Annotated in this window: 10 protein-coding genes and 1 tRNA gene; 8 read left to right on the top strand and 3 right to left on the bottom strand. The window is 59.6% G+C overall.

The genetic code is table 11. The features are described from left to right. Positions 1-49 precede the first annotated feature (49 nt). From EKD03_RS00445 to EKD03_RS00475, 7 genes are all read left to right on the top strand, one after another. A complete protein-coding gene (locus EKD03_RS00445) occupies positions 50-2017 on the top strand; it encodes an amidohydrolase family protein (RefSeq protein WP_129626173.1) in 1968 nt (655 codons plus the stop codon). Between the two features lie 136 nt (positions 2018-2153). After that, positions 2154-2798: a dephospho-CoA kinase gene (coaE, locus tag EKD03_RS00450; protein WP_129626175.1), complete on the top strand. Its 645-nt coding sequence runs from the start codon at positions 2154-2156 to the stop codon at positions 2796-2798. Between the two features lie 49 nt (positions 2799-2847). Next, positions 2848-2924 (top strand) — tRNA-Arg (locus tag EKD03_RS00455). Between the two features lie 75 nt (positions 2925-2999). Beyond that, on the top strand, positions 3000-4238 hold the full coding sequence (locus EKD03_RS00460) for a Zn-dependent hydrolase (RefSeq protein ID WP_129626177.1): 1239 nt from the start codon (positions 3000-3002) through the stop codon (positions 4236-4238). Positions 4239-4452: 214 nt separating this feature from the next. After that, positions 4453-5922: a circularly permuted type 2 ATP-grasp protein gene (locus tag EKD03_RS00465; RefSeq protein WP_129626179.1), complete on the top strand. Its 1470-nt coding sequence runs from the start codon at positions 4453-4455 to the stop codon at positions 5920-5922. 12 nt (positions 5923-5934) lie between these two features. Further along, on the top strand, positions 5935-6897 hold the full coding sequence (locus EKD03_RS00470; RefSeq protein WP_129626181.1) for an alpha-E domain-containing protein: 963 nt from the start codon (positions 5935-5937) through the stop codon (positions 6895-6897). 44 nt (positions 6898-6941) lie between these two features. After that, positions 6942-7898 (top strand): transglutaminase family protein, encoded by a 957-nt coding sequence (locus EKD03_RS00475; protein WP_129626183.1) that lies wholly within the window; start codon positions 6942-6944, stop codon positions 7896-7898. 135 nt (positions 7899-8033) lie between these two features. On the opposite strand, the gene typA is transcribed toward EKD03_RS00475, so the two are convergent. The 3 genes from typA to EKD03_RS00490 form a co-directional block, all read right to left on the bottom strand. Next, entirely contained in the window at positions 8034-9866 is a 1833-nt protein-coding gene (gene typA, locus EKD03_RS00480) for a translational GTPase TypA (RefSeq protein ID WP_129626185.1), read from the bottom strand. Between the two features lie 101 nt (positions 9867-9967). Next, a complete protein-coding gene (locus tag EKD03_RS00485) occupies positions 9968-11038 on the bottom strand; it encodes a vitamin K epoxide reductase family protein (protein WP_238613245.1) in 1071 nt (356 codons plus the stop codon). Between the two features lie 65 nt (positions 11039-11103). Beyond that, positions 11104-11724: a cupin domain-containing protein gene (locus EKD03_RS00490; protein ID WP_129626187.1), complete on the bottom strand. Its 621-nt coding sequence runs from the start codon at positions 11722-11724 to the stop codon at positions 11104-11106. A gap of 195 nt (positions 11725-11919) precedes the next feature. On the opposite strand from EKD03_RS00490, the gene EKD03_RS00495 reads away from it, so the two are divergent. Then, positions 11920-12525, top strand: a complete 606-nt coding sequence (locus tag EKD03_RS00495; RefSeq protein WP_129626189.1) for a TlpA family protein disulfide reductase — start codon at positions 11920-11922, stop codon at positions 12523-12525. Positions 12526-12610: the final 85 nt, after the last annotated feature.

Below are 12610 nucleotides of genomic sequence, written 5' to 3' on the forward strand. Positions count from 1 at the left end.
AGGTCTACTCTGGTACAATATCCTAATATCTTTATCCTGGGAGGTGCCTATGTCCGAACAGATTGATCTCCTCTTGACGGGCGGGACGGTGGTGACGATGGATCACGCCGGGACGATCCTGGTTGATGGGGCGGTGGCGGTGCATAACGGCGCGATTGTCGCCGTTGGGCCGAGCGCGGCGCTGAGCGAGCGCTACCACCCCAACGAGATGATTGATTGTCACGGTTGTGCGCTCATCCCCGGCCTGATCAATGGCCATGCCCATGTGCCGATGAGCCTTTTGCGCGGGATGGTCGCCGACCAACAGCTTGATGTCTGGCTCTTCGGCTATATGTTTCCGGTCGAAAGCCAGTTTGTGGATGCCGAGTTTGTCTATGTTGGCACCCTGCTCTCTTGCGCCGAGATGTTGCGCGGCGGCACGACCACCTTTGTGGATATGTACTACTTTGAGGAGGAGGTGGCGCGCGCCGCCGATGAAGCCGGGATGCGGGCGATCTGCGGCCAGACGGTGATGCGGCTACCCACTCCCGATGCGGCCTCGTTCGATGAAGGGCTAGAACGTTCACGCCGCTTTATTGAACAGTGGCACGGGCACGAACGGATCATCCCCACGGTTGCCCCGCACGCCCCCTACACCTGTACCGACCGCATCTACCGCGAGGCGTCGGCGTTGTGTGCCGAGTTTGGGGTACCCCTGGTGACCCACCTGGCCGAGACGGCACGTGAGGTGGAGGAGAGTATCGCCGAGCGCGAGGTGACGCCGATCCGTTACGCCAAGCGGGTAGGGGCCTTCGATGTGCCATGCATCGCGGCCCACTGTGTCCACGCCACCGAGGATGACATCCGTCTCCTACGCGAGGCGGGTGCGGGGGCGGTGCCATGCCCCACCAGTAACCTCAAGTTGGCCAGTGGCATAGCACCCTACAAACGCCTGATCGATTCGGGGGTCAAGGTTGGCCTCGGCACCGATGGCCCGGCCTCCAACGATGACCAGGACATGTTTACCGAGATCCAACTGGCCGCGCTGTTGCCCAAAGGTATCTCCGGCGATCCCACGGTGGTGCCCGCCCGCGAAGCCTTTGCGCTGGCCACCTGCTGGGGCGCCAAGGCGGTACATCTCGATCACCTCGTCGGCTCGCTTGAAGTAGGCAAACGCGCCGACCTCGCCGTGGTGCAACTGGCACATCTGCACAGTGCCCCGCGCTACACCTACAGCCCCGATGCAATCTACTCGCACCTCGTCTATAGCGCTCGCGCCGCCGATGTGCGTGATGTCGTGGTTGATGGCCGCATTCTCGTGCGCAACCAGCACCTCGTCAGCCTCGACGAAGCCGATATTCTGCACCGTTCGCAGCAGATCGCCGCCCGGATTGATGCCTTCCTGGCACGCCGCGAGCGCAACCTACTGGCCAAGATCCTGGCGATTGGTGGCGTGCAGCAGGACGAAATCTTCGAGATTCAGGTCAAGGCGCGCCTTGATGTGGATGCCGCCGCACTCGTGGCACGGCTGATCAATGCACCGGGGGTGCAGATCACCAAGACGAGCGAACGTACCCAGTACGATACCTACTTCCTCTTTAGCAACGGCGAACGCATCCGCATCCGCGAGGATCACCGCAGTGATCCGGGGGCGCGCCCGCAACCCAAATACACCATCACCCTGATTGCCTCCGGTGAACGTGGCGAACTGCCCTCGGCCATCGTCCTCTCGCGTGGCCGCTATACCGCCCCTGCTGATCATACAGTACGTTTCTACCGCGAATACTTTCAACCCGATCAGATCGCCGAGCGCGAGAAACGGCGGCGACGGTGGCGGATTCTCTACAAAGAGCACGACTTCGCGATCAACTTCGATAACTTCGGTACCGATACCGCGCCAAACCTCTATCTCGAAATCAAGAGCCGCACCTGGAGCCGCCGCGATGCCGAACACCGCGCAGCATTGATGGGCGAACTCCTAGCGATTGCCGGTGTTGCCGAGAATGCGTTGCTCAAACAGGAATATATCGATCTGTAGATCATCCCGTAGGGGCGAAGCATCGCCCTCCAACCTCGTTTGGGTTCACCGACCACATGGAGGGCGATGCTTCGCCCCTACACTGTGCCCCGGTTGACGGGCGATGCTTCGCCCCTCCTGATCAAGAAAGAAGACCATGGCCACCCCCTACCTGATTGGTCTGACCGGCGGAATTGCATGCGGCAAGAGCACCGTGGTTGCGATGTTGGCAGCACTTGGTGCGCGTACTATTGACGCCGACCGCGTAACCCACCGCGTACAACGTCCGGGAACCCCCGTCTATACCCAGATCGTGGCCGCCTTTGGCCCGCAGGTTCTCAGTTCGCCCAACGGCCCGATTGATCGTCGGCTGCTAGGCAACATCGTCTTTGGCAATCCAAGCGCGCTGCGGCGCCTCGAACAGATCGTGCATCCAGCGGTACGGACGGAGATCCTGAACTTCATCACCGAGACCGAACAGATTGGCGGGTATGGAACGCGCCTGCATCCCCTCCCGCGCCCCGTCGTAGTGATTGACGCGATTAAGCTGATCGAATCGGGCTGGGCTGATCAATGCCAGCAGGTGTGGGTGATTACGTGTGATGAGGCGCAACAGATCGAGCGCCTCGTCACCACCCGTGGCATGTCCGAAGAAGAAGCCCGCCACCGCATCGCCGCCCAAGTCAACCAGGCCAACCGCCTCAAGCGGGCCACGGTTGTGATTGATAATAGTGGTACCCAAGCTCATACACGGGCACAGGTAGATGCGGCGTGGCAAGCGATGCTGGCGGCGCTTACCTGATTTGCACAAATCCAAAACCCATGCTATACTTCGCAAGGTTCGAGGGAATGACCCCGTAGCTCAGTGGATTAGAGCGTTTCCCTGCGGAGGAAAAGGTCGCGCGTTCGAATCGCGCCGGGGTCGCCACAAGAAACTCAAGCGGGGCGGCAGGGGAAACCTTGCCGCCCCGCTTTGTGATTCCTCCTCTCACTGAGGCTGATCATGCTGACACCACTCAACCCCTTGCGCACGATTGCCGAGTTGAAGGAACTGCGCGCCCTCACCAGCACCCACGCGGGTGCCCAACGGGTTGCCTGGACGGAGCCGTGGGCCCAAGCACGCGCCTGGATGCGCAACAAACTGGCCGCATTGCCGGTTGAGGTGAAGGTTGATGAGGCCGGCAACCAGTGGGCCACGCTGCATGGTGCATCGCCGCGTGCCTTGCTCATCGGCGGCCATATTGATTCGGTACCGAATGGGGGTTGGCTCGATGGTTCGCTCAATCTGGTGGCGGGCTTGGAGGTGCTGCGGGCAATTGCGGCACGCGGCACACCGCCGGTCACCATCCGCCTAGTTGATTGGGCCGATGAAGAGGGCCGTTTTGGCTACAGCCTGCTCGGATCGAGTGCGGCTTCGGGCACCTTGCGCCCCGAACATATCATGGGCCTGCGTGACCGCAACGGCATCGCGCTCCCCGCAGCACTCGCCGCCTACGGGGTGGATGTGGAGAACATGGGCCAAGCCGGGGGCGAGTTGATTGATGCCGCCGCCTATGTGGAATTGCATATTGAGCAGGGGCCAGTGCTCGAAACCCAAGGCTTACCCTTAGCCGCTGTCACCGGCAGTTGCGGGGTCGAACGCCACAAGGTGCTCTGGCACGGCCAAGCGGCGCACTCCGGCTCCACACCCATGGATCAGCGCCGCGACGCGCTCGCCGGAGCTGCCAAGTTGACCCTCGCACTGCGCGAGATTGCCCGCGAGGTTGGTGATCGTGCGGTGTGTACATCGGGAAGTGTGGTCTGTTCACCCGGTATCGCCACCTCGGTGGCCGAAAATGTCGTACAACTGGTGGATCAACGCCACCACGATAGTGTCAAACTTGCCCAGTTACTGAACCGTGCTATGCGTGCCAGTTGGCAGTTCGCCTCCGAAGAACACCTCAATGTTACCTGGGAACATATCTACAAGATCGCCCCGATTACCTTCCACCCCCAATTGGTCGAACTCGCCGAGGCAGCAGTCATTGACACCTGTGGCACCTACTACCGCATGACCAGTGGCCCCCTGCATGATGCAACCGAGATGGCCCGTGCGGGCATCCCTACGGTCATGCTCTTTGTCCAGAGTCTGCGCGGTATCTCGCACCATCATGCCGAGGACACCCGCGAAGAACACCTGGAACTAGCGGTGCGCGCCTTGGCCAACCTGACGGATCGGGTGATCGGGTGGTTGGGGACGTAGCGACGCAACATCGTGCGACGCACGCTATTTTGCGTCGCACGCAATGCCCCCACGTAGCGACGCAACATTGTGCGTCGCTACTTGACGAATCGCCCGCCTAAAGTTATCATACCCCTTAACCCAGAGAACCCCAAGTGAAGACGCAACGGCAACGACGCCCTGCTGCCCTCTCTGCGAATGTCCTACCTTTCGTAGATTTAGGATTCCACGCACGATGCTCACCGAGCGCAGCGCAACCGACATTGGGCGGCCCCCATTCACTAGCTACCAACTCGACACGGCCTACGACGAAATGTTCACGCCGTTGGGCCAGGTGCGCGAGCATTACCGCATTCTCTATGATCGCTTGCGCGAGTTGAGTACCGAAGAACTCATCGCACGCCAGCGCTATGCTGATGCGGCCTTTGTCAATCAGGGGATCACCTTTACGGTCTATGGCGAAGATGCCGGAACTGAGCGCATCTTTCCCTATGATCTGCTCCCCCGCATTATTACTTCTGCTGAATGGGGTGTGATCGAACGCGGTCTGACTCAGCGCATCACCGCGCTGAATCTCTTCTTGCACGATATTTACCACGAGGGGAAGATCTTTAAGGATGGGATCATTCCCAGAGAGTTGATCTATACCTGTCACCACTACCGCCGCGAGATGCGCAATGTTGAGGTGCCACGCAAGATCTATATCTCGGTGGTGGGGACAGATCTGATCCGTCTGCCCGATAGCTCCTTTGCGGTCTTAGAAGATAACCTGCGCGTGCCGAGTGGGGTGAGTTATATGCTCACCAACCGCGCCGTGATGAAGCGCGCCTTCCCACGGGTCTTCGCCAATTATGGCGTGCGCCCGATTGATGATTATGGGAAAGCGCTGCTGACTACGCTGCGCTCGCTGGCACCCGCCCATCGCCCCGACCCCACGATTGTGCTGCTCACGCCGGGGGTTTACAACTCGGCTTACTTCGAGCACACCTTCCTGGCGCGTACCATGGGCATCGAGTTGGTTGAAGGGCGCGACCTGATCTGCCACGATAATATTGTCTATATGCGCACCACCGCCGGGTTGCGCCGCGTGGATGTGATCTACCGCCGCGTGGATGACGATTTCATTGACCCGCTGGCCTTCCGCCCCGACTCGATCCTGGGGGTACCTGGCCTGCTCAATGCCTATCGCTCTGGCAATGTGGCCCTCGCCAACGCGATTGGTACCGGCATCGCCGATGATAAGGCGGTCTATGCCTATGTCCCGGCGATCATCCGCTACTACCTCGGCGAAGATCCGATTCTTCAGAATGTTGAGACCTACCTGTGTGACCGATCCGATCAGCGGGCGTTTGTCTTGGAACACCTGGAGGATCTGGTGATCAAGGCGGTGGGTGAATCGGGTGGCTATGGGATGCTGATTGGCCCGCATAGTACTCGTGAACAGCGCGAGACCTTCCGCGATCTCATTCTGGCTAATCCACGTAACTATATTGCCCAACCCACCCTGAGCCTCTCCCGCGCCCCCTGCTTTGTTGAGGAGCAGGTCGAGCCGCGCCATATTGATCTGCGCCCCTACATCCTCAATGGCGAGACGGTCACGATTGTGCCGGGGGGCTTAACGCGGGTGGCGCTACGCCGTGGGTCGCTGGTGGTCAATTCATCGCAGGGCGGGGGCAGTAAAGATACTTGGGTCTTATCTGAGTAGAGGGGGAAGCAAATGTTATCGCGTGTTGCCGACAGCCTCTACTGGATGAGCCGCTATCTTGAGCGCGCCGAACATACCGCCCGCCTGATCGCGGTGGGGCTGAATATGATGCTCGACCAGGCACCCCACACCACCAGCCTGCGCTGGGAACGTCTGCTGGCCTCGCTGCGCGCCTATCCGCCCCCCAGCGGCTCTGGTGATGCCTACGCGATTGCGAGTATGCTCACCTTCGATACCAGTAACGAGGGTTCGATCTTCTTCTGCATCGCTGCCGCCCGCGAAAATGCGCGCCAAGTGCGCGAGCAGATCAGCTCTGAGATGTGGGAGCAGGTCAATCGGCTCTACCTGAATATGCGCCGCAGTAGCATTGATGCGATCTGGCAGGGTGAACCGCTGGAGTTCTATCACGATGTCAAACAGGGCGTCCACCTCTTCCAAGGGATCACCGACGCCACGATGACCCATGGTGAAGGCTGGCAGTTTATTCAGGTTGGGCGCTACCTTGAACGGGCCAGCCTGACCGCTGCGCTGATTGATCAGCACTTCCGCCCCTACCTCGAAGCTCCCATTGACGCCCCGCTGGCACTCGATTATATTGACTGGGTGGGGCTACTCAAGTGCTGTACTGCATTCGAGGCGTACTGTAAGGTGTATACTGCTGATGTACAGCCTGAGAGCGTGGCCGAGTTTCTCTTGCTGAATGCCGAAGGCCCGCGCTCAGTGCGTTTCGCCGCTGACCGTATTCAACGTTCGATGCAGGCGATTGCCCAGGCTACCGGCACCCGCAGTGCGGGCCGCGCCGAACGCCTCGCTGGTCGTCTGCGCGCCGCCATGGACTACGGCCAGGTTGATGAGATCATCGCTGAAAGTATGCACAGTTACCTGGATGGTATCCAGCGCCAATGCGGTGCCATCCATGGCGCGATCTACCAGGCATACATCTCCTATCCGGTGGATACTGCGCTTACTTCATGAGTTAGGAGGGTATTGGGGGGAAAGCCGCTCAAACCTCTCTTCATATGTACTATTCCATCCTGCACAAGACGCGCTTCCGCTATAGTGCTCCGATCAGTGAGAGTTTGACCGAGGCACGCATGCGCCCTCTCAGTGAGGGCTTTCAGCGTTGTCTCAAATTTCAACTCACCACTAGTCCCAATGCTATCATCCATCACTACCAGGATACCTATGGAAATGCGGTGCAGCACTTCGATATTCCTGGTCAGCATCGTCAGTTGACAATCACTGCCGAGGCGATTGTGTCCTTTACGAAGCCGCCGCGCATACCGCGCAGCCTCAGCCCCGAAGCCTGGAACCTGCTTGATGATCTGGTCGCCGAGCAGGATGTTTGGGATTTCCTGGCTCCTAGCCACTTCGCGCACCCCTCGCCACTGCTCCAGGCACTGGCCGAGCAACTCGATGTGCGCCGCCGGGATGATCCGCTCTCGCTGCTCTTTGAGATTGCTGGGCGGATGTATCGCACCTTCGCCTATGCGCCCCAAACCACCAGCGTGGATTCGCCGATTGATCTCGCCCTCGCCAACCGCAAGGGGGTCTGCCAGGACTTCGCGCATATTATGATCGCTCTGGTGCGCCCGTTGGGTATCCCGTGTCGCTATGTGAGCGGCTACCTCTTCCACCGTGCCGAGGATCACGACCGTTCTGAGCGCGATGCGACTCACGCCTGGGTCGAGGCGTTGTTGCCGGGGTTGGGCTGGATCGGCTTTGATCCCACCAACAATCTGTTGGCGCGCGATCGCCACATTCGGGTCGCGGTGGGCCGCGATTATGCCGATGTGCCGCCGACCAAGGGCGTTCATCGTGGGCGCGCCGAGAGTACCCTAGAGGTGGGGGTAAAGGTGTTGCCGACCGAAGTCCTCAACATTCCCGATACCGATCTGTTGCCCCCGGTGCCCGCTCCGACTATTGCGGAGGTAGAGGCGGAGTTAGAGCAGCAGCAGCAGCAACAACAGCAGTAGGGGCGCGTCGTGACGCGCCCCAAACTCCACACATCAATTTGATCTACCGCAGAGGACACAGAGGTACGCAGAGGGGATGTACTCTGCTATTTTTCCTCTGCGCCCCTCTGCGTCCTCTGTGGTTAAAAATCGCCCCTACGCCATACCGAGATCGCGGCGCTTCTTCTCGCGGCGGCGATCTTCTGCGTTCAACGACTTCTTGCGGATGCGCCAACCCTTGGGCGTCACTTCCACCAACTCGTCGTCGCTGATGTACTCAATCGCGTCGTCAAGCGAGAGTTGACGCGGGGTGTCCAAGCGGATCGACTCGGAACCTTTGTTGTTGCGCATGTTGGTCAGGTGCTTGTCCTTGCAAACGTTGATCTCCAGATCTACGTCGCGGATGTGCTGGCCAACCACCATGCCCTCGTACACATCCTGGCCGGGGGTGATGAAGTAGGTGCCGCGATCCTGTACCTGATGCATGCCGTAGGTGGTGGCGACGCCGCTATCCGAGGCGATCAGCGAGCCATTCTCGCGGGTGTCTAGCTGACCAGTGAAGGGTTCGTAGGCGTAGAAGAGGCTGTTCAGGATGCCCTGGCCACGGGTGGCGGAGAGGAATTGCTGGCGGAAGCCGAGTAGGCCACGGGTGGGCACAACGTAGACATAGTGGACGCTGCCATCATCGCGCACCTGCATGTCGCGCATCAGGCCATTGCGCCGCCCTAAGAGTTCTACGACCACGCCCTGGTAGTCGGCACCAACTTCAATCTCCACCAACTCGGTCGGCTCCAACTTCTCGCCATTCTCACCTTCGTGGAAGATGACTTCTGGCTTGGAGACCTGGAACTCGTAGCCTTCGCGGCGCATGTTCTCGATCAGAATGCCGAGGTGCAACTCGCCACGCCCGGCCACCACAAAGACATCGGCGCTGTCGGTCTCTTCCACCTTCAACGCTACGTCGCGCTCGGTCTCCTGGAAGAGCCGCTCGCGTAGCTTGCGCGAGGTGACGTGGGTGCCTTCGCGACCAGCCAGCGGGCTGGTGTTGACCCCGAAGGTCATGCGCACGGTGGGTTCTTCGACCTTGATCGTCGGCAGGGCTTCGGGATTGCTGGCGTCAGCAATCGTCTCGCCGATGTTGGCGTCGGCAATCCCGGCAATCGCGATGATGTCGCCCGCGCTGGCCGTCTCAACCTCCTGGCGGTGCAGGCCGTTATAGGTGAAGAGTTGGGTAATCTTGGCGGGGCGGATCTGCCCCTCACGGTCAATCCGCACCAGCGCTTGGCCCTTGGAGATGTTACCCCGGTAGAGCCGCCCGGTGACAATCTTACCCTTGTAGTCGTCGTAGGAACTCGTGGTAACGAGGAACTGTGCTGGGGCATCAGCATCCACTTCGGGCGGCGGGATGCGGTCGAGAATAGCCTCGAAGAGCGGTTCGAGCGAGTTGTGCATCTTCAGCGGCGAACGCCCGGCGTGGCCGAGCAGTCCATTGGTGTAGATAGTGGAAAACTCGGCCTGCTCATCATTCGCGCCTAGATCCACAAAGAGATCGAACGCCTCATTCACCACATGGTTAGGCCGCGACTGCGGGCGATCAATCTTATTCACCACCACAATCGCCCGGTGGCCAGCCTGGAGCGCCTTGCGCAACACAAACTTGGTCTGCGGCATGGGGCCATCCACCGCATCAATCAGCAGGAGCACCCCATCAACCATATTCATTACCCGCTCCACCTCACCGCCGAAATCGGCGTGACCGGGGGTATCAATAATGTTGATCTTCACTCCGTGGTAGATGACGGCGGTCGTCTTCGAGAGGATGGTAATGCCCCGCTCACGTTCGAGCGCATTGCTATCCATCACCCGATTCTCAACCGACTGGTTATCGCGGAAGATGTGGCTCTGCTTGAGCATCGCATCCACCAGCGTCGTCTTCCCGTGGTCAACGTGGGCAATGATGGCGATATTACGAATGTCGGTACGCTTCATAAAGAGTTGTGTGCCTTACACGAGTAGGCGAAGCATCTGCGCGGCAAATGCTTCGCCCGTAGAAATCATCTGCGTCTATCTTACCACATGTGGGTAAACCGTTACGCTGTGCGCCGCTTACCGCGCTGCACCTGGGGAGCCGTTTCGGGCAGCGAGATCCAGAGCAGCGCGGTGATGATCGCAGCGGAGGTAACGCACCACATACAGGTGGCCCCGATCACAAAGGGTTCCAGGTAGGTCAGGTAGATCGAGAAGATCGTGCCTAAGAAGGCCATGATCGGGATGGCCTTGGTGGCCTGAGCACCCAGCGGCTGCGGTTGGTTGCGCAACGCCCAGGCGCTCAGGATGGCGACATAGCCAACCACCCCTAGCACCCCGATGGGGAGGATACCGAAGAGCCGCGCATATGGGCTTTGTTGCACCGTGTTACAGTCGCCGACCGGGCCACACACCGCAGCGGAGCCGCTGAGCTCAACAAAGGCGAGGTAGCCCGCGACGGCAATGCCGACGAGCGCCAGAATGGGGATGGCCTGCACCCGCCAGGGGGCTAGAGTCGGCTTGAAGGGTGGTTTGGCGCGCACGAGCACCGCGACCACCGAACCGATCATGACCAGCAACATCGTGACGGCCAGACTGTTACCGAGCGGATCGCGCTTGAAGGGACTCTGGACTTCAGGTGGGGTGGTGGTGCTGGTTTGGTTCTGAATCCATACTTCGAGGCCGGGGATAGCGGGCCATGTATTGCCCCCAGCAGCCAGCGTCTCGACGATCAGGCCGGGCAAGCGGCTAGGGATCTCGCCACTCCCCACCAGAACCTCATTCCCAAAGACAAGTGCGGGCACCCCCAAGCGATCCTGGCTGATCGCAAAGGCACGCACGGCCTCCTGATAGAGCGCCTGACCAGCATCCTGGCTCACATCAATCATTATGATCTGGAGTTGCTGGCCATAGCGCTCCTGAAGCGGAGGGAGCACTTGCTCCATCACAATATGGCAGTGCGGACAGGTGGGCGAGAAGAAGAGCACCGCATGGGCGGCGGGATCTTGCGCTTGGGTGCGCCCAACCCCCACAAGCGCTAAGAGTAATCCAAGTAGGCCGAACCAGAAGATCAGCCGCCGGTGGAGCATATCAAGCATCATAATGTAACCGATCATCGCGTAGGGGCGAAGCATCGCCCTCCACTATAGACTGGGGAACACTGATTTGGGCGCGTGGGCGATGCTTCGCCCCTACGTGGTTACGGACAGAGCACCAATAAAGCTTGCGCGGGAGTTGATTCGATATTCTCCCAGCCATGGGGGAGGGTCGATTCAAAAATCAGGCTATCACCTGGCCCCAACTGGTAGATCTGGCCATCAACCGTATATTGAATCCGCCCCTCAAGGCAGAAGACAAACTCCTGGCCCGGATGGACAATGGATTGGGAACCGCTGCCAGCACCAGGATCAAGCGTGATCAACAGGGGTTCGATACTACGCTGGGCTAATCCCGCCCCTAGATCGCTGAGAATCCCATGGGGTAGACCGGTTGCGGTTCGTTGGTTCGCGGGCATAAAGACGACCCGACTGCGCGGGCTATCGGGTTCAAAGAACGAGGTAATCGGTACACTAAGGGCAACCGCTACCTGCTGGAGCGTGCTAACACTTGGTGAGGTCTTACCATTTTCGATCAGGCTGAGCGTATTGACTGCCAGGCCACTCGCTTCAGCGAGCGCCCGGATGGAGAGTTGCCGCCCTTCACGCAGAGTACGCAATCGCGCACCCACATCAACCTTTCCGCTCTGGGAGGATGGACATTCGCGGAATTCGGGCATGTGGAGGTCACGGGCACTATGGGGGCTTGAATTGATCTTAGCCATACATGTCTTCCCTATGTGCAGCCACAAACTCGCACCATGATACCAATATTCTAGGTGATAGCAACAAGCAAGCGGGTTAACGTCTATGATAGACGGGTTATCACGAGACAACCAAGTATGGGAAGATCGTAACCCATGGTCACAGAGACGCATCTAAGAGGCAGCCAGAATATGTTTTGAACCCAAGGTGGTCATATGCAGCCCTCACACTCCTCTGATCGTCGCCCCAACCGTGGTCGCTCTGTGAAGCGCGGGTCGCAAAAACTGCCGGTATGGATGCTTCCGGCGCTCGTCATTTTTGGGGTAGTCGGGCTGGTAACGGCACTCATGGTGCGCCCCGCCGCCAACACGAGTGTCGCGAATGTGACGGCGGAGGTCGCGCCAGAGGTGGGTAAACTCGCCCCCACCTTCAGCCTGAGCACACCGGATGGCCGCACGATCAACCTCGCCGATCTGCGCGGCCAGGTGGTGTTGGTCAATTTCTGGGCCACGTGGTGCCCACCATGCCGCGCCGAGATGCCAGCGATTCAGGCGGCCTACGCCACCTACCAGCCACAAGGATTTACGGTACTCGCGGTAACCGCCAACGCCCAACCGGCGGATGTGAGCGACTTCTTCCGGGTACGTGGCTTGAGTTTCGCGCCCCTGTTGGATGATGGGCGCGTGCATACCGCCTACCGTGCCAACGGTCTGCCAGCGAGTTTCTTTATTGATCGCCAAGGGGTAGTACGTGCGGTGCATCACGGGGCGATGTCGGAGGCGGTGATAACCCAAGAGGTGGAACGGTTGTTGGGGATGTAGTCGTTGTGGCGGCGAAGCCGCCACAACGACTACAAAACAGACTCTACGCCCGCTTACTGTGGCTGATTGCCTTCAAAATCTTGAT

The organism is Candidatus Oscillochloris fontis, from assembly GCF_004138135.1.
Taxonomy (GTDB): domain Bacteria; phylum Chloroflexota; class Chloroflexia; order Chloroflexales; family Chloroflexaceae; genus Oscillochloris; species Oscillochloris fontis.

Coding starts and splice junctions, on each gene's coding strand:
- EKD03_RS00445 (WP_129626173.1), top strand. CDS start 50: ATGTCCGAACAGATTGATCTCCTCTTGACGGGCGGGACGGTGGTGACG.
- coaE (WP_129626175.1), top strand. CDS start 2,154: ATGGCCACCCCCTACCTGATTGGTCTGACCGGCGGAATTGCATGCGGC.
- EKD03_RS00460 (WP_129626177.1), top strand. CDS start 3,000: ATGCTGACACCACTCAACCCCTTGCGCACGATTGCCGAGTTGAAGGAA.
- EKD03_RS00465 (WP_129626179.1), top strand. CDS start 4,453: ATGCTCACCGAGCGCAGCGCAACCGACATTGGGCGGCCCCCATTCACT.
- EKD03_RS00470 (WP_129626181.1), top strand. CDS start 5,935: ATGTTATCGCGTGTTGCCGACAGCCTCTACTGGATGAGCCGCTATCTT.
- EKD03_RS00475 (WP_129626183.1), top strand. CDS start 6,942: ATGTACTATTCCATCCTGCACAAGACGCGCTTCCGCTATAGTGCTCCG.
- typA (WP_129626185.1), bottom strand. CDS start 9,866: ATGAAGCGTACCGACATTCGTAATATCGCCATCATTGCCCACGTTGAC.
- EKD03_RS00485 (WP_238613245.1), bottom strand. CDS start 11,038: ATGCTTCGCCCCTACGCGATGATCGGTTACATTATGATGCTTGATATG.
- EKD03_RS00490 (WP_129626187.1), bottom strand. CDS start 11,724: ATGGCTAAGATCAATTCAAGCCCCCATAGTGCCCGTGACCTCCACATG.
- EKD03_RS00495 (WP_129626189.1), top strand. CDS start 11,920: ATGCAGCCCTCACACTCCTCTGATCGTCGCCCCAACCGTGGTCGCTCT.